This window comes from Burkholderia sp. BKH01, assembly GCF_025685725.1.
GTDB lineage: Bacteria > Pseudomonadota > Gammaproteobacteria > Burkholderiales > Burkholderiaceae > Burkholderia > Burkholderia pyrrocinia_C.
Window position 1 is genome coordinate 96,984 of sequence record NZ_JAOTQT010000018.1, and the last position, 17,484, is coordinate 114,467.

Sequence of the window (17,484 nt, forward strand, 5' to 3'; positions counted from 1 at the left end):
AGCGGCGGTGCGCTCGGCTCGGCTTACTTCACGCGCATGCCGGGCTTCGCGCCGCTGTGCGGCTCGAGGATGTAGAGGCCCGGTTCCGCTTTCTCGTCGGTCGCCGACGCCGCGAGCACCATCCCTTCGGACAGGCCGAACTTCATCTTGCGCGGCGCAAGGTTCGCGACCATCACCGTCAGCTTGCCGACGAGCTGCTCGGGCTGGTACGCGGACTTGATGCCCGAGAACACGTTGCGGGTCTTTTCCTCGCCGACGTCGAGCGTGAGCTGCAGCAGCTTGTCCGAGCCTTCGACGGCCTGGCACGCGACGATCTTCGCGATGCGCAGGTCGATCTTCGCGAAATCGTCGATCGAGATGGGGGCGTCGTCGGCGCCGTTCACGACGGCCGGCTTCGCATTCGTCTTGGCGTTCTTCGCATCCTTCGAGCCTTTCGCGGCGTTCGCGCTCGGAGCAGCCGCGTCGGCCTGCAGCGAATCGCGGTTCGCGGCGAGCAGCGCGTCGATCTGCTTCGCATCGACGCGCGTCATCAGGTGCTGGTAGGCCGTGATCGGCTGTTCCGACGACAGCGGCTTTGCGGCATCGGCCCACGTGAGCGGCGCGATCCCGAAGAACGCCTCGACGGATTCGGCGACGCGCGGCATCACCGGCTTCAGCGCGAGCGACAGCAGGCGGAAGGCCTCGAGGCTCACGCTGCAGGTTTCGTGCAGCGCGACCGCGTTGGCCGGATCCTTCGCGAGCTCCCACGGCTTCGCGCCGTCGACGTACGCGTTCACGTCATCGGCGAGCTCCATCGTGTGGCGCAGCGCGCGGCTGTATTCGCGTGCCTCGTAGTTCGCGGCGATCGCGGGAATCGCATCGCGCAGCTTCGCGACGAGCGGATGGTTCATCGCGCTGTCCTGCACGCGGCCGTCGAAGCGCTTGAGCAGGAAGCCGGCCGCGCGGCTCGCGATGTTCACGTACTTGCCGACGAGGTCGCTGTTCACGCGCGCCTGGAAATCGTCGAGGTTCAGGTCGATGTCTTCCATCGTCGCATTCAGCTTCGCGGCGAAGTAGTAGCGCAGCCACTCGGGGTTCAGGCCCGTGTCGATGTAGCTCTGCGCGGTGATGAACGTACCGCGCGACTTCGACATCTTCGCGCCGTCGACCGTCAGGAAGCCGTGCGCGAACACGTTGGTCGGCGTGCGGTGGCCCGAGAACTCGAGCATCGCGGGCCAGAACAGCGTGTGGAAGTACAGGATGTCCTTGCCGATGAAGTGGTACTGCTCGGCCTTCGAGCCCGCGCGGATCCACGCGTCGAAGTCGATGCCGTTGCGGTCGCACAGGTTCTTGAAGCTCGCGTAGTAGCCGACCGGCGCGTCGAGCCACACGTAGAAATACTTGCCGGGCGCGCCCGGGATCTCGAAGCCGAAGTACGGCGCGTCACGCGAGATGTCCCAGTCGGCGAGCTTGGCCTCGCCGGCGTCGCCGAGCCATTCGCGCATCTTGTTGGTCGCTTCGGGCTGCGCGAGGCCGCTCACCCATTCGCGCAGGAACGTCTCGCAGCGCGGGTCGGACAGGCGGAAGAAGTAGTGCTTCGACGTCTTGCGCACCGGCGTCGCGCCCGACACGACCGAATACGGGTTCAGCAGCTCGGTCGGCAGGTAGGTCGAGCCGCACACCTCGCAGTTGTCGCCGTACTGGTCCTTCGCGTGGCACTTCGGGCACTCGCCCTTGATGAAGCGGTCCGGCAGGAACATTTCCTTGACGGGGTCGTACGCCTGCTCGATCTCGCGCTCGGCGATCAGGCCGGCTTCCCGCAGCGCGAGGTAGATCTGCTCGCTCAGCACGCGGTTCTCGTCCGAATCGGTCGTGTAGAAGTTGTCGAACGACACGCCGAAGCTGTCGAAGTCGCGCTTGTGCTCGGTCCAGACGCGGTCGATCAGCTGCTTCGGGCTCAGGCCTTCTTTCTCCGCGCGCAGCATGATCGGCGTGCCGTGCGTGTCGTCGGCGCCGATGTAGTAGACCTCATGGCCGTGCATTCGCAGCGTCCGCACCCAGATGTCGGTCTGGATGTACTCGACCAGGTGGCCGATGTGGATCTGCCCGTTGGCATAGGGCAGTGCGGACGTAACGAGGATCTGGCGGGCGCCTTGCGGCACCGCAGCCTGCACGGAAGTGAGGTCGGTTGCGGACATAGGGTCTGTAGAGGAACGGCGGAAATACGACGGGAAACTGCGATTCTAGCAGGGGCGCGGGCCGGGGAGGCGGGCTGGCGCCGCGTAGCGGGCGCCGGAGCCGGCGGGGCCGCGCAAGCGGCGTGCCCGGCAGCGATATGTTGCGTCGCAACACGAATTCTGCGGGCAAAAAAAACCGGGGCGGATACGGCCCCGGAGCAACAACGACAAGAGGAGAATGGTGACGCGCCGGCAAGGCCAGCCGCGTACCGTAAATACTGACCACGGCCCGCGACGGAAGTTCGAAAATTTTTTCGATTTGTTACCGGCCCCGACGGAAGCGTTGTCCGACGGGGCTGCGCGGGCGGCGTGCCCGCGCCTTCTCCTCGTCGTGCGCTTACTGCGCCTGCGCTGCGCGCAGGTAGATTTCGACGCGGCGGTTCTGTGCGCGGCCGGCTTCGGTCGCGTTGTCCGCGATCGGGTTCGATGCGCCCATGCCTTGTGCCGACAGGCGGCCGCCGTTGACGCCGCGCTGCGCGAGCGCGTTCACGACGCTTTGCGCGCGGTTCTGCGACAACGTCTGGTTCAGCTGCGCCGAGCCCGTGCTGTCCGTGTAGCCGACGACCGATGCCGTCACTTGCGGGTTCTGGTTCAGCGTCGTCGCCAGGTCGTTCAGCAGCGGCGTGAATGCCGGCGTGATCGCGTACTGGTTCGTCGCGAACGTCACCGAGCTCGGCACGTTCAGCTTCAGCGAGCCGTCCGGCTGCTCGGTCACCTGCGTGCCCGTCTGCGCTGCCGACGGGGCGAGCTTGTTCCTGATCGCCTGCCAGTTGTAACCCGTCACGCCGCCGACCAGTGCGCCGACGCCCGCGCCGATCGCCGCGCCCTTGCCGCCGCCCGCCAGTGCGCCGATGCCCGCGCCCAGCGCCGCACCCGTGCCGGTACCGACGGCCGTGTTGGTGCCTTGCGGCGATGCGCAGCCGGCCAGCACTGCACCGGCCAGGGCGAAGACGGACAGGCGAGTCGCGATTTTCATGTTCATCTTGGATTCCTCTCTTGGTTGAACGAGTCGACAACGACGACAACAACAGTTTTACGGCTCCCAGCGCAGGCCGGCCGAAACAAGAAAGGCCGGCCGGTGCTCGCGGCAGCCGCCGAGGCGGCTGCATGCCCAGTCCGTCAGCGTGGCTGTTCGGACAGTGCGACGCGTCAGCCTCTACAATATAGGCGGTTAGTGGCCGATTTGGCCCCATAGCATGCCGCACGCGAAGAGTGCGCCGGGTCGCGCGTTCGCGCAATGGCATGCAACAGATTCTTTCACTTTTCCCGATTTTCGCAGCGTAATTTGATATTTTTTGACCTTTGCGCGCGAGAAAAACGTTTTCACGGAGTTTCGATGAGCATTGACCGGGCACAAGTCGACACCGCGCTGGCGGCTGTCGTCGACCCCAATACCGGCCGTCCGTATGCGGCGAACAAGGGCGTGCGCAACGTCGCGATCGACGGCGATGTCGTGACGCTCGACGTGGTGCTCGGTTATCCCGCGCGCAGCCAGCACGACGACGTGCGCGCACGCGTCGCGGCGGCGCTCCAGGCCGTGCCGGGCGTGCGCGACGCGCGCGTCGCCGTGTCGCAGGAGATCGTCGCGCACACGGTGCAGCGCGGCGTGAAGCTGCTGCCGAACGTGAAGAACATCGTCGCGGTCGCATCGGGCAAGGGCGGCGTCGGCAAGAGCACGACGGCCGTGAACCTCGCGCTCGCGCTCGCCGCGGAAGGCGCATCGGTCGGCATTCTCGACGCCGACATCTACGGCCCGTCGCTGCCGACGATGCTCGGCATCCACGGCCAGCGTCCCGAGTCGCCCGACAACCAGTCGATGAACCCGCTCGTCGGCCACGGGCTGCAGGCGAACTCGATCGGTTTCCTGATCGAGGAAGACAACCCGATGGTGTGGCGCGGCCCGATGGCGACCTCCGCGCTCGAGCAGTTGCTGCGCCAGACCAACTGGCGCGAGCTCGACTACCTGATCGTCGACATGCCGCCCGGCACCGGCGACATCCAGCTGACGCTTGCGCAGCGCGTGCCCGTCACGGGCGCGGTGATCGTCACGACGCCGCAGGACATCGCGCTGCTCGACGCGAAGAAGGGCTTGAAGATGTTCGAGAAGGTCGGGATTCCGATCCTCGGCATCGTCGAGAACATGAGCATCCACATCTGCTCGAACTGCGGCCACGAGGAGCATATCTTCGGCGCCGGCGGAGCCGAGCGGATGGCGAAGGACTACGATGTGAACGTGCTCGGCAGCCTGCCGCTCGACATCGCGATCCGCGAGCGGGCCGACAGCGGCACGCCGACGGTCGCGGCCGATCCGGACGGTGCGCTGGCGCGTCGCTACCGCGACATCGCGCGCGGGGTCGCGCTGGCGATTGCCGAGCGTGCGCGCGACATGACGTCGAAGTTCCCGACGATCGTTGTTCAAAATACGTAAAACCCTTGCGGGGCGGGGCCTCACGCTGTTTACGGCGCCGCGAGGCGCGGTATCATGGCGACTTTTCCCGGGTCCCTTTACCCACCCGGCACGGCCGTCGCGTCAAACGGCCGTCAGCCGGCATGAGGATCGAATGAAACAACGACATCACGGCGTGCGCGCCGGCCGCGCGCGGCGCGCGCTGCTGGCCGCCGCCGCGCTGGGCCTGCTGGCCGGCTGCAGTTCCTTTTCCTCGTCGCACGAAAAACGGGCCGACGCACAACTGCAGCCGACGGTCGGCTCGCAGGCGCGCGGCGCGGTGACGTTCGTCGAGCGTCCGGACGGCGTCCAGGTCACCTACAACCTGGTCGGCCTGCCGCCGAACAGCGATCACGCGCTGCAGGTGCACGAGCGCGGCGACTGCAACGCGGGCGACGGCTCGAGCGCCGGCCCGGTGTTCGCGCCGGCCGCCGACCGCCTGCGCGCGGGCGCCCGCGTCGCCGGCGATCTCGGCAACATCCATGCGGATGCGAACGGCGTCGCGGCCGGCTTCATCGTCGCTGCCGATCTGGCCCTCGATGGCGTGCGCTCGGCGATGAGCCGCGCGGCGCTGGTGCACCGCGACGCGAGCGATCCCGCGTTCCCGCAGCATGGCGCGGGGCCTGCGCTTGCCTGCGGCGTGATCCGTTGACGGTCGCCGCGTGCGCGGGCCGATGATCGCGTAAAATGTGCGCCTTTCCCGGCCGCCGCCTCGCGCGAGCGGCCGTTCCTGATTGTCACGCAGCGTTTCCTGGCGCCCCGATATGAATCGACCCCCACGCTCACTTTGTTCGCTGCCCCCCGGGGGGGCGGTCAGCCTCCTTGGGACGGCCCGGCGGAGGCTGACATGAGCATCAAGTCCGACAAATGGATTCGGCGCATGGCCGAAGAGCACAAGATGATCGAGCCGTTCGTGCCCGATCAGGTTCGCGCGTCCGCGGACGGCCGCCGGATCGTCAGCTACGGCACGTCGAGCTACGGCTACGACATCCGCTGCGCGGACGAATTCAAGATCTTCACGAACATCAACTCGACGATCGTCGATCCGAAGAACTTCGACGAGGGTTCGTTTGTCGATTTCAAGGGCGACGTGTGCATCATCCCGCCGAATTCGTTCGCGCTGGCCCGCACCGTCGAATATTTCCGCATCCCGCGCACCGTGCTGACGGTCTGCCTCGGCAAGTCGACCTATGCGCGCTGCGGGATCATCGTCAACGTGACGCCGTTCGAGCCCGAGTGGGAAGGCTACGTCACGCTGGAATTCTCGAACACCACGCCGCTGCCCGCGAAGATCTACGCGAACGAAGGCGTCGCGCAGGTGCTCTTCTTCGAGAGCGACGAAGTGTGCGACGTGTCGTACGCCGATCGCGGCGGCAAGTATCAGGGGCAGCGCGGTGTCACGCTGCCGAAAACCTGATCTGGTTGCATAACGTCTCACCAGTTTTCGGGTGACCGCTGCGCGTGACGCGCCGCGGTCGTTCTTTTTGGAGAATCGCCCATGAAGTTTCGTTTCCCCGTCGTCATCATCGACGAAGATTTCCGCTCCGAGAACATCTCGGGCTCCGGCATCCGGGCGCTGGCCGAAGCGATCGAGAAGGAGGGCGTCGAAGTCCTCGGTCTCACGAGCTACGGTGATCTGACGTCGTTCGCGCAGCAGTCGAGCCGCGCGTCGTGCTTCATCCTGTCGATCGACGACGACGAACTCATGCTCGGCGAAACGGGCCAGGACGGCGAACTGCCCGAGCTCGCGACCGCGATCATCGAGCTGCGCGCGTTCGTCACCGAAGTGCGCCGCCGCAACGCGGACATCCCGATTTTCCTGTACGGCGAGACGCGCACGTCGCGGCATCTGCCGAACGACATCCTGCGCGAGCTGCACGGCTTCATCCACATGTTCGAGGACACGCCGGAGTTCGTCGCGCGCCACATCATCCGCGAGGCGAAGGTCTATCTCGACTCGCTCGCGCCGCCGTTCTTCAAGGAACTCGTCAAGTACGCGGACGAAGGCTCGTACTCGTGGCACTGCCCGGGCCACTCGGGCGGCGTCGCGTTCCTGAAGAACCCGCTCGGCCAGATGTTCCACCAGTTCTTCGGCGAGAACATGCTGCGCGCGGACGTCTGCAACGCGGTGGACGAACTCGGCCAGCTGCTCGACCACACGGGCCCGGTCGCGGCGTCCGAGCGCAATGCGGCGCGCATCTTCAGCGCCGATCACCTGTTCTTCGTGACCAACGGCACGTCGACGTCGAACAAGATCGTCTGGCATGCGACGGTCGCGCCCGGCGACATCGTGCTGGTCGACCGCAACTGCCACAAGTCGATCCTGCATGCGATCACGATGACGGGCGCGATTCCGGTGTTCCTCACGCCGACGCGCAACCATTTCGGCATCATCGGGCCGATCCCGCGCGACGAATTCAAGCCGGAGAACATCCGCAAGAAGATCGAGGCGAACCCGTTCGCGCGCGAGGCGCTGCGCGAGAACCCGGACATGAAGCCGCGGATCCTGACGATCACGCAGAGCACGTACGACGGCGTCGTCTACAACGTCGAGATGATCAAGGATCTGCTCGGCGACCTGCTCGACACGCTGCACTTCGACGAAGCGTGGCTGCCGCACGCGACGTTCCACGATTTCTACCGCGACATGCACGCGATCGGCGACGGCCGCCCGCGCACGGGCGCGCTCGTGTTCGCGACGCACTCGACGCACAAGCTGCTCGCCGGCATCTCGCAGGCGTCGCAGATCGTCGTGCAGGATTCGGAGAACCGCACGTTCGACAAGCACCGCTTCAACGAGGCGTACCTGATGCACACGTCGACGAGCCCGCAGTACGCGATCATCGCGTCGTGCGACGTCGCGGCCGCGATGATGGAACCGCCGGGCGGCACCGCGCTCGTCGAGGAATCGATCGCCGAGGCGATCGACTTCCGCCGCGCGATGCGCAAGGTCGACGCCGAATACGGCGACGACTGGTTCTTCAGCGTGTGGGGCCCGGACAACCTGTCGGAAGAAGGCATCGGTTCGCGTGAAGACTGGATGCTGAAGCCGAACGACCACTGGCACGGCTTCGGCCCGCTCGCGGAAGGCTTCAACATGCTCGACCCGATCAAGGCGACGATCATCACGCCGGGGCTCGACGTCGACGGCGAGTTCGGCGAGACGGGCATTCCGGCCGCGATCGTCACGAAGTACCTGGCCGAGCACGGGATCATCGTCGAGAAGACCGGCCTGTACTCGTTCTTCATCATGTTCACGATCGGCATCACGAAGGGCCGCTGGAACTCGATGGTGACCGAGCTGCAGCAGTTCAAGGACGACTACGACAACAACCAGCCGCTGTGGCGCGTGCTGCCGGAATTCGTCGCGCAGCATCCGCGCTACGAGCGCGTCGGCCTGCGCGACCTGTGCACGCAGATCCACGACGTGTACCGCGCGAACGACATCGCACGCCTGACGACCGAGATGTACCTGTCGGACATGGAGCCGGCGATGAAGCCGTCGGACGCGTTCGCGAAGCTCGCGCACCGCAAGATCGACCGCGTGCCGCTCGACGAGCTCGAAGGCCGCGTGACGAGCATCCTGCTGACACCCTACCCGCCGGGCATTCCGCTGCTGATCCCGGGCGAGCGCTTCAACAAGACGATCGTGAACTACCTGCGGTTCGCGCGCGACTTCAACGAGCGTTTCCCGGGCTTCCACACCGACATCCACGGCCTCGTCGCGGAAGAGGTGAACGGCCGCGTCGAGTACTACGTCGACTGCGTGCGCGACTGATGGCGACGCACGGACGATTCCGGGCGATGCGCGCGGCGGTGGCCGCGCTCGTCGTCTGGGCGGCGGGGCTGGCGGGGGCGGGCGTCGCACACGCGGAGGTCGCGGCGGCCGACCCGATCGACGTCGCGATGCGGCAATGCCTCGCGCGGCGCGACCGGTCGTCGACGGCCGGCCAGATCCAGTGCATGGGCGAAGCGCAGCAGCAGTGGCAGGCGGTGATGGACGGCGCGTATCAGCGCCTGTTGAAGGATGCACCGGCCGACGCGAAGCGCGGCTGGCAGGACAGCCAGCGCCGCTGGGTCACGTGGCGCAAGGATGAAGTCCTTCTGCTGAAGGCCGTGTACGACACGACGCGCGGCACCGCGTACACGATGTCGAGCGCCGACATGCAGTTGCAGCCCGTGCGCGATCGCGCGCTGGCGCTGCGCGGCGCGGCGGATCGTTATGCGCCGCCGCCCGCCGCCGTACCGGTCGCGGCCACGAGCGCCACGCAGGGCGGCGCGAGCGCGGCCGAGGGCGCGGCCCAGGGCGGGGCCGCGTCGAACGGCAAGCCGATGGCGAACGCGCCGCGCGATCCGGCCGTGCGCCGCGTGCGACCGTGCGAACAGGATGCCGCGTGCGAGCACGCGCTGTTCGACCTGAACCGCTATTACCAGAAGCTGCGCCGCAAGATGCCGGCGCATTCGGCCGCGACGCTGGTGCGCGCGCAGCGCGCGTGGGTCGCGTTCCGCGATGCGACGGCGCCGCTTGTCGGCGAGGACGGTCGCGTCGACCTGATCGGCGCGCGGATCGCGACAATGAAGCGGCTGTCGGAGACGGCCGGCAACAAGTAGAAACCGTCGCGACGCCGGTCGTTCGGCGGCAAAACGAAACGGGCACCCGAGGGTGCCCGTTTGCATTTGGCGGCGTGCGACGCGCCGCGTTTCGCGCTCGCGCGCCTACGCGGGCCGTTGCGTGTCGTACCGGCCGAACCACGACGGCACGAGCGCGACCGCATCGTCGAGCGATGCGAGCACATGCAGGCTCAGCGCGACGATCTCGGGCGTCGGCGCTTTCAGGTCGGGCACAGTGACGACCGAGGCGCCTGCACCGGCGGCCGACTGCGCGCCGAAGTCGCTGTCCTCGAACGCGACGCACGTATGTGCCGGCACGCCGAGGCGTTCGGCCGCGAGCCGGTAGACGGCCGGGTCGGGCTTGCCGCGCGCGACTTCGTCGCCGCCCGCGATCGCGCGGAAGAACGGCAGCACGCCGACCGCGTCGAGCCGCGTGCGGATCACGTCGCACGCGGACGACGACGCGACCGCGCACGGAATGCCGGCCTGCGCGAGCGTGTCGAGCAGCGCGAACGCGCCGGGCTTCAACGGGAATTTCGGATGGGGCTCGGGCGACGCGAGCTGTTCGCGTACGCGGATGCGCACCGCGTCGAACGTATCGGGATTGCCGATCAGCCGCGCCAGGATGACCTGGCCTTCGGCGAACGAGCGGCCGACGATCTGCAGGTAGTCGGTGGCCGTCAGCGCGACACCGTGCGCATTCGACACGTCGATCCACGTGTTCATGATGGTCCGCTCGGAATCGACGAGCAGGCCGTCCATGTCGAAGAGTGCGGCGGAAAAGGTCATCGGCGACATCCGGGAAGCGGGGCAGGCAATGGGCGGCGCGACGGCCGCCCGAATGAACGACGGACGCCGAGGGCGTCCGTCCGGGACAGCGGGCTTACTGGCCGAGCGCGGCGCGGGCAGCCTTGACCGCCGCGCGCACCTGGTCGGGTGCGGTGCCGCCCGGATGGTTGCGGCTGGCGACCGAACCCTCGAGCGTCAGGTAGCCGAACACGTCGTCGCCGATCAGGTGCGCGACGTTCGGCAGTTCCTGCTTCATCTCGTCGAGCGTCAGGTCGGCGAGATCGATGCCGCGGTCGTCGCAGATCCGCACCGCGTGCGCGACGGCTTCGTGCGCATCGCGGAACGGCAGGCCGCGCTTCACGAGGTAGTCGGCGAGGTCGGTGGCGGTCGAGAAGCCCTGCAGCGCGGCTGCGCGCATCGCGTCCGGCTTCACGGTGATGCCCGCGACCATTTCGGCGAAGATCCGCAGCGTGTCGGCGACGGTGTCGACCGTGTCGAACAGAGGTTCCTTGTCTTCCTGATTGTCCTTGTTGTACGCGAGCGGCTGGCCCTTCATCAGCGTCAGGAGCGCCATCAGGTGGCCGTTCACGCGGCCCGTCTTGCCGCGCGCGAGCTCGGGCACGTCCGGGTTCTTCTTCTGCGGCATGATCGAGCTGCCGGTGCAGAAGCGGTCGGCGATGTCGATGAAGCCGACGCGCGGGCTCATCCACAGCACGAGTTCCTCGGAGAAACGCGACACGTGCGTCATCACGAGCGCGGAGGCCGCCGTGAATTCGATCGCGAAATCGCGATCCGACACGGCGTCGAGCGAGTTCGCGCAGATGCCGTCGAAGCCGAGCGTCTTCGCGACCGCGTGGCGATCGATCGGGTAGCTCGTGCCCGCGAGTGCGGCCGCGCCGAGCGGCAGGCGGTTCACGCGCGTGCGGCAGTCGCGCATGCGCTCCGCGTCGCGCGAGAACATCTCGACGTACGCGAGCAGGTGGTGGCCGAACGTGACGGGCTGCGCGACCTGCAGGTGCGTGAAGCCCGGCATGATCGTGGCGGCGTTCTGTTCCGCGAGGTCGAGCAGCGCGCCGCGCAGGTCGTTCAGCAGGCCGCCGATGCGGTCGATCTCGCCGCGCAGCCACAGGCGGATGTCGGTCGCGACCTGGTCGTTGCGCGAGCGGCCCGTGTGCAGGCGCTTGCCGGCATCGCCGATCAGCGCGGTCAGGCGCGCCTCGATGTTCAGGTGGACGTCCTCGAGGTCGAGCTGCCATTCGAATTCGCCGCGCTCGATCTCGCCCTTGATCTGCGCCATCCCGCGTTCGATCGCGGCCAAGTCGTCGGCGCTGATGATCTTCTGCGCGGCGAGCATGTTCGCGTGCGCGAGCGAGCCGGCGATGTCGACGAGCGCGAGGCGCTTGTCGAAAAACACCGACGACGTGTAGCGCTTGACCAGCTCCGACATCGGTTCCGAGAAGCGGGCCGACCAGGCCTCGCCCTTTTTGTGCAGTTGGGACGTCATGGCGATTCTTCGAAGGGGAGTTGGGCGGCGTGCGCCGCCGAGGGAATCCCGCAATTCTAACATTCGCGGGCCTGGCGGCCGGCGCGGGCTAGCGGGGTGTACAGGTCAGCGGGCCGATCCGCGGCAGCGTGCCGTCGTCCGGCCGCCGGTACGCAAACGCGACGACGCAGTCGTGGCCGCCGCCGGAGATTTCCAGGCGGTTGTTCGCGACGAGGCCGTCGACGAACGTGAGGCCGTCGTAGCCGACGATCGTGTGCTGGCCGCTTTCGACGTGCACGACGTCGAGGCCGGGCGGCAGCGGCGCGCCGTCCGGCGTGCGCAGCGCGATCGACGCCGCGCGGTAGCGCGTGACCGGGAAGCGCGCGAGCACGCCCGAGCGGGCCTGCGGCACGACGTCGAGCATCGTGTCCGCGAGGCGCGCATCGGCCGGCAGCGTCGTGCCGTCGATCGCGACGCGATTGTGCTGGTACGCGCTCAGATCGGGCACCAGCAGGTAGCCGGTGCGGTCGGTCTCGCCGATCGGCCGGTTCTGGTGCAGCACCGGCACGCGCCCGGCATCGGTCGACACGAGCGCGAAGCCGTCGTCGATGCGGCGCGACGTCAGCAACTGGCCGTTCATCAGCACGAGCGCGCCGGTCACGTCGACCGACGCGTCGCGCTGCCCGCCGAACGACTGTCCGAGCAGCGTGACCTGGCCCGCGCGGCCCAGGTACTGCAGCTGCCCCTGGCCGTAGCGCAGCGGGCCGTTCTCGCCGGCCTGCACGTTCCAGCCGAAGCCTCCGTCGTAGTCGGGCGCGCGCGACGCGCTGACCGCGCGGGTCGACTCGCCGTTCTGCCGGCCGACGCTCGCCGCGACCGACGTGTTGTCGCCGAGGCCGACGCTCAGGCTGACGAAGAAGCCGCGCGCGTTGTGCTGCCGGAAATCCTGGAATGCGCTGACGGTCATCGACGCGAGCATCCCGAAGTTGACCGACCACGCCGCCGAGCCGATCCGCGACGCAGGCGCGCCCGGGTATTTGAGGCCGAGATAGCTGAACGACAGCGTCTGCGCGCGGAGGAGCGGGAACGACACCGTCACGCGGTCGCTGATGGTCGCGACCGGCGTGCCTTCGCGCGCGCCGAGGTCGCCGTAGCCGCCGAACGCGCGCAGCGTCTGCGCGTCGACCGAGAAGCGCGGCGTCACGTACTGGTAGCCGAGGCCGGCCTGCGCGCCGAAGAAGCGCCCGGCGCTGACGGCCAGCGACGCGTTTGCGACGCCCCCGCCGCCGATGCGCGCGAGCACGCCCGCGCCGGCGTTGTAGACGCCGCTCGTCGCCTCGGCGTGCGCCTCGGCCGTCAGCCGCTCGGTGACGCCGTAGCGCACCGATCCGCTCGCGGCCGGCGTGCGCGCATAGTCGAACGCGTCCTGGCCGTATGCGCGGCGCAGGAAGCCCGCCTCCACCGAATAGCTGGCTAGGCCGGGCGCGAGCAGGCGCGTGTCGACGTAGAGCGGGATCGACGTGGCGATCGTGCGGCCGAGCGCGTCGCGCGTGATCACCGTCGCGTTGCCGGCGCCGGTGATGCCCGGCACGCTGTTGATCACGAACGGGCCGCCCGGCACGTTGCCGCTGAACTGACGCACGTTGTTCACGTACAGGTCGACCGCCGACGGTACGACCGCGCTGCCCGACAGCGCCGGCACCGGGAAGGTCACGAGATCGGGGCGCAGGCCGAAGTTGCTGCGCCACTGCACGCCGCCGATGCGCAACGAGCGGGTCCACGACAGCGACGACGAGATGGTGTCGCCGAATTGGGTCGTCGTGAGCGTGCGCGGGTCGGACACCGTCCACGACGTGTCATAGCGCATGTAGCGCTGCCCGTCGCGACGGAAGTAGCCGATGCCGGTGTTGCTGAATACGCCGGCCGGATCGAAGTAGCGCGCCTCGGTCCACACCGCGAGCGGCGAATGCGCGGCGGTCTGCGCGTATGCGTCGTAGTTCAGCACGATGCCCCGGCCGGCCGTCGCGGGCGGCGTGGCGGCGAGCCCGCGCGCGTCGAACGTGTGCGGAATGCGCAGCGCATCGGGCACGTGCAGGTCGATCGTCTGGCGGCCCGGATCGTAGTCGTAGCGCAGGCCCGCGAGCGCGTCGAGCGCGACCGGCGTGTTCGACAGCGGCTGCGCGCGGTCGCCGCTTGCGATGCCGAAGTCGTTCAGGTCGGCCGACGCCGCGAACAGGTGCCCGTCGGCCTGCCGGAAGCGCGCGATCCGGTGGGTCGGCTCGCCGTTGATCGACACGTCGAGGAACAGCACGCCGGACTCCGGGGCGGCGGAAGGGGGCAGCTCGGGGGCCGGCTGCGCGCCTGCGGTGCCCGCGCGCAGCGCCAGCGTGAGGGCGGCGAGCCACGCGTATCGCCTGGCAGGCGTCGTTCGATTGGTATGTCGCGTCGTCGGCACGCGCAACGGGGCGGGAGGGCGCCAGCGCCGGATTCAGCGCGGCGTCAGCCGGGCCTCGACGGGTTGCGTGTTTACTGTCGCGCGGACTTTCACGAACGGCGACGGGCGTGCGTCGAGCTTGAGCGGCCAGTGCCGCACGCTGCCGGCCAGTGCGTAGCCGAGCAGCCCGCGCGCGACTTCGTGCGCGTTGCCGTGCGCATCGACGAGTTGCACCGCGGAGAGCTGCGCGCGCTGGCCGCCGAGATTCGCGACCGACAGCCGCAGGCCCTGCGAATCGGCCTCGATGCGCCAGTCGAGCTGCGGCGGGGTGGGCGGTGCGGCGGGTTCGACGAACACCGGCACCGAGTAGCGCACGCGGATCGTGATGCCGTTCTGCGCCGGTGTGCCGGGCGCGGGCAGCTCGTCGATCAGCACGCGATAGCTTTCCTCCGTGACCGGGCTCGCGCGCGTGGTGCGCACGAGGCGGATCAGCTGCTCGGCGTTCGCGCTGATCTGCAGCAACGGCGGCGACGCGGCGAGCGAATCGGTCGGCGTCAGCACGTCCTCGCCGTTCTCCTGCGTCCAGCGGAACGTGCGCACTTGGCCGTAGATCGGCTGTACGCCCGAATTGCTGAGCGTGACGCCCGCTGCCGTGACCGACGGCGACAGCTCGAGCGTTACCGGCGAAATCTGCAGCGTCGCGGCCGGCGCGGTTGCAGCCGACGCGGCGCACAGCGCGGCGACAAAACAGGGGCCGATCGCCACGGCGGGTCAGAAGTAGACGGTCGCGGTGACGGTGGCCTGGTAGGTGTCCGGTTTCGGGGTGGCTTGCGTCTGCACCTGGCCGTATACGTTGATCGTCTGGGCGGAGCCGTTGCCGGTGCCGCCGACGGTGTCGGTGCCCTGCGTGTTCCCCCAGATCGTCGTGTGGCCGCTGTCCTGGAACAGCTGGAAACCGACCGTCGTGCCCGTGTTGCCGCTGGTCGTGCCGGCCATCAGCCGCGCGCTGACGGTCGAGCCGGAGACGCCGCCCGCGTCGAGCCCGACGTTGTAGGGCGTCGTGTTGCTGCAGGTGACGGAGAGCGTGGTCTGCTGGTTGATCGCGGACGCCAGTACACCCGAGGCGCCGAATGCGAGCGGGTTCACGCTGACCGAGCAGTTCGCCTGGATGGTCAGCGTGACGTTGAATTGCGCGGTGGCGGTGCCGTTGGAATAGACGGCGGCGGCGACAGGGCGCCAGGCCGGGGTGAGTGCGATGGTCGCCGCGATGGCGGTGGACAGCCCGTGACGCGTGATGGCGTTCATTGTGATGGTCTCCAGCCGTTCTGGGCGTGTCGCCCCGGCCTGCAGTGCCCGAACCGCGTGATTCGCCGTGTCGACCGAACCGCACATTCGTCTGACTAGATTACTCTATGCATTTGGTTGCATGCAATGGTAGAAATGCGGACTAGTTCGCATCGTCTGAATATTGCGCGGGCGGTTTGATCTGGATCAACGGTTGGGGCGGCAGCCGGGCAGCGACCGGAACGAATGCTTTTCTATTGGGGGAAACCGTGGCGGAGCGGCGGGTCGTGCGGGCGTACCGGTATCTGCATCGGGTGGCGTGCTGGCTGCTGGCCGCGCTGCTGTGCGGGCCGTGGCTGTCCGCGCAGGCGGACAGCTGCACGGTGAGCGCGCAGACGACGAGCTTCGGTTCGGTCAGCCCGATCACGCAGGCAGCGTACACGACGACCAGCACGGTGGGCGTGACGTGCACGTGGGATACGGTGAGTCTCAACACGACCGTGCTGGTCTGCCTGAATCTCGGCGCCACGAGCCCGCGCGCGATGACGAACGGGGCCAACCAGATGCAGTACGACCTGTACCAGGACAACGGCTATACGCAGGTCTGGGGCGCGGTCGCCAGCGGCACGACGCCGATGTCGGTCACGCTCGCGAAGCCGGGGATCGGCTCGAGCGCGAACGCGACCCTGACCGTTTACGGCCGCATCGCGCCGAACCAGCCGACCGTGCCGAGCGTAAACAGCAGCAGCACGCTCTACTCGCAGACGTTCGCCGGGAACCAGGCGTCGTACAGCTACAACTTCGCACTGCTCGGCATCCAGCTGGTGCCATGCACGTCGCAGGCGTCGGCGGGCACGTTCGCGTATTCGACGAACGCGACCGTCGTGAACAATTGCTTCATCAGTGCGACGAATGTTGCGTTTCCCGCAACGGGCGTGCTCGCGTCGGCGCTGACGGCGAGTGGCTCGATCAGCGCGCAATGCACGAACGGCGACGCGTTCCAGATCGCGCTGAACGGCGGCAGCAGCGGCAACGTGGCGGCCCGCACGATGCAGCGCTCGGGCGGCGGTGGCTCGGTAGGCTATCAGCTCTATCAGGACAGCGGTTTGACGACGCCATGGGGCGACGGCACCGGCGGCACGTCGATGGCGACCGGCACCGGCAGCGGGTTCGCGCAGGCGCTCACCGTCTACGGCCGCGTGCCCGCGCAGGCGACGCCCGCGCCGGGCAACTACAGCGACACGATCACCGCGACGATCAGTTTTTGAGCCGGCTCAGTCGCGCACCAGCACGACCAGCTTCAGGTCTTCGCGGTGGGCGGGCTTCAGCGTGATCTGCTGGTACACGAGGCGGCCGTCGGCCGGATGGTCGAATTCGCGCAGGCCGCCTTCGCGCTCGAACACGTCCTGCGACGCCCAGTACTGCGCGAACGCGTCGCTGCCGGCGGTCAGCGCGTCGATCAGCGCGCGGGTCGGCGTGTCGGCCAGATGGCGGATCGAATCGGCGCGGAATTCGGCTGCGAGCCGCCGCGCGCGGGTTTCCCAGTCGACGATCAGCGTGCGCGCGGCCGGCGACATGAACGTGAAGCGCAGCAGGTTGCGGTCGTGCTCGCCGTCGAGCCAGCCGGAAAAAAGCGTGGCGGCCGGCGCGTTCCACGCGAGCGCGTTCCATTGCCGGTCAAGCACGTACGCGGGCGTCGCGATCGCCGCGACGGTCGCGGCGAGCGTCGGCGGCAGGTCGCCGCCCGCGACGTCGGGCTCGGCCGGGTCGCGCTGCGCAGCCAGTTCGAACAGGTACGCGCGTTCGGCCTTCGACAACTGCAGCGCGACGGCGATCCGCGCGAGCGCGTCGGCCGACGCCGACACCGGGCGCCCCTGTTCGATCCACGTGTACCAGGTCGGGCTGACGCCGCACAGTTGCGCGACTTCCTCGCGCCGCAGCCCCGGCGTGCGGCGGCGCGGGCCGGGCGGCAGGCCGACGGCCTGCGGCGACAGCCGCTCGCGGTGGGCGCGGATGAATTCGCCGAGCGCGCGGGCGGGCGTGGCGTCGAGCGGCGGGATAGGGGCGGAGGACGGCTGGTTCATGCGGAAACGGCGAAGTGGAAGCGTGGATGCGGCAACGATCAGACAGGTGTATCGAATACCAGAATAACTGCTTAACTTGTACTGGTACAAGCGCGGGCCTATTGTAGCGGCTCGCGCGCTGGCAGGCAGCGGGCGTC

The 17,484-nt window shown here is 68.4% G+C and carries 14 protein-coding genes; 6 read left to right on the forward strand and 8 right to left on the reverse strand.

What is annotated here, in order from left to right; translation table 11 throughout:
- Positions 1–23: 23 nt before the first annotated feature.
- Together metG and OEJ37_RS23930 are read right to left on the reverse strand one after the other, a co-directional pair.
- Complete coding sequence (metG, locus tag OEJ37_RS23925; protein WP_263346201.1) at positions 24–2,177, reverse strand: methionine--tRNA ligase; 2,154 nt, start codon at positions 2,175–2,177, stop codon at positions 24–26.
- A gap of 376 nt (positions 2,178–2,553) precedes the next feature.
- Positions 2,554–3,198: an OmpA family protein gene (locus tag OEJ37_RS23930; protein ID WP_072440929.1), complete on the reverse strand. Its 645-nt coding sequence runs from the start codon at positions 3,196–3,198 to the stop codon at positions 2,554–2,556.
- Between the two features lie 354 nt (positions 3,199–3,552).
- Here OEJ37_RS23930 and apbC point away from each other — a divergent pair, with 354 nt between their 5' ends.
- The 5 genes from apbC to OEJ37_RS23955 all read left to right on the forward strand — a co-directional run bounded on the left by apbC (position 3,553) and on the right by OEJ37_RS23955 (position 9,273).
- Positions 3,553–4,644: an iron-sulfur cluster carrier protein ApbC gene (apbC, locus tag OEJ37_RS23935; protein WP_152865678.1), complete on the forward strand. Its 1,092-nt coding sequence runs from the start codon at positions 3,553–3,555 to the stop codon at positions 4,642–4,644.
- A gap of 133 nt (positions 4,645–4,777) precedes the next feature.
- Positions 4,778–5,314, forward strand: coding sequence for a superoxide dismutase [Cu-Zn] (gene sodC, locus OEJ37_RS23940; protein ID WP_152865680.1), 537 nt, complete (start codon positions 4,778–4,780; stop codon positions 5,312–5,314).
- A 195-nt stretch (positions 5,315–5,509) separates the two neighbouring features.
- The gene (dcd, locus tag OEJ37_RS23945) at positions 5,510–6,079 is read left to right on the forward strand and encodes a dCTP deaminase (RefSeq protein ID WP_096471512.1); all 570 of its coding nucleotides are present in this window, start codon (positions 5,510–5,512) and stop codon (positions 6,077–6,079) included.
- 81 nt (positions 6,080–6,160) lie between these two features.
- Positions 6,161–8,440: an arginine/lysine/ornithine decarboxylase gene (locus OEJ37_RS23950; RefSeq protein ID WP_152865682.1), complete on the forward strand. Its 2,280-nt coding sequence runs from the start codon at positions 6,161–6,163 to the stop codon at positions 8,438–8,440.
- The gene (locus OEJ37_RS23955) at positions 8,440–9,273 is read left to right on the forward strand and encodes a lysozyme inhibitor LprI family protein (RefSeq protein WP_175919248.1); all 834 of its coding nucleotides are present in this window, start codon (positions 8,440–8,442) and stop codon (positions 9,271–9,273) included. The genes OEJ37_RS23950 and OEJ37_RS23955 overlap by 1 nt, the downstream gene beginning before the upstream one ends.
- A 105-nt stretch (positions 9,274–9,378) precedes the next feature.
- On the opposite strand, the gene OEJ37_RS23960 is transcribed toward OEJ37_RS23955, so the two are convergent.
- The 5 genes from OEJ37_RS23960 to OEJ37_RS23980 form a co-directional block, all read right to left on the reverse strand.
- Positions 9,379–10,062: an HAD family hydrolase gene (locus OEJ37_RS23960; protein ID WP_175944823.1), complete on the reverse strand. Its 684-nt coding sequence runs from the start codon at positions 10,060–10,062 to the stop codon at positions 9,379–9,381.
- A gap of 94 nt (positions 10,063–10,156) precedes the next feature.
- Complete coding sequence (gene argH, locus OEJ37_RS23965; protein WP_263346209.1) at positions 10,157–11,566, reverse strand: argininosuccinate lyase; 1,410 nt, start codon at positions 11,564–11,566, stop codon at positions 10,157–10,159.
- Positions 11,567–11,654: 88 nt separating this feature from the next.
- Positions 11,655–14,000, reverse strand: a complete 2,346-nt coding sequence (locus OEJ37_RS23970; RefSeq protein ID WP_263346212.1) for a fimbria/pilus outer membrane usher protein — start codon at positions 13,998–14,000, stop codon at positions 11,655–11,657.
- Between the two features lie 33 nt (positions 14,001–14,033).
- Positions 14,034–14,744, reverse strand: coding sequence for a molecular chaperone (locus OEJ37_RS23975; protein WP_175919251.1), 711 nt, complete (start codon positions 14,742–14,744; stop codon positions 14,034–14,036).
- 6 nt (positions 14,745–14,750) lie between these two features.
- Complete coding sequence (locus OEJ37_RS23980) at positions 14,751–15,284, reverse strand: spore coat U domain-containing protein (RefSeq protein ID WP_174421527.1); 534 nt, start codon at positions 15,282–15,284, stop codon at positions 14,751–14,753.
- A 248-nt stretch (positions 15,285–15,532) separates the two neighbouring features.
- Here OEJ37_RS23980 and OEJ37_RS23985 point away from each other — a divergent pair, with 248 nt between their 5' ends.
- Entirely contained in the window at positions 15,533–16,531 is a 999-nt protein-coding gene (locus OEJ37_RS23985; RefSeq protein ID WP_411859284.1) for a spore coat protein U domain-containing protein, read from the forward strand.
- 6 nt (positions 16,532–16,537) lie between these two features.
- Here the strand turns inward: OEJ37_RS23985 and OEJ37_RS23990 are convergent, their stop codons facing one another.
- A complete protein-coding gene (locus OEJ37_RS23990; RefSeq protein ID WP_263346216.1) occupies positions 16,538–17,347 on the reverse strand; it encodes a helix-turn-helix transcriptional regulator in 810 nt (269 codons plus the stop codon).
- Positions 17,348–17,484 lie beyond the last annotated feature (137 nt).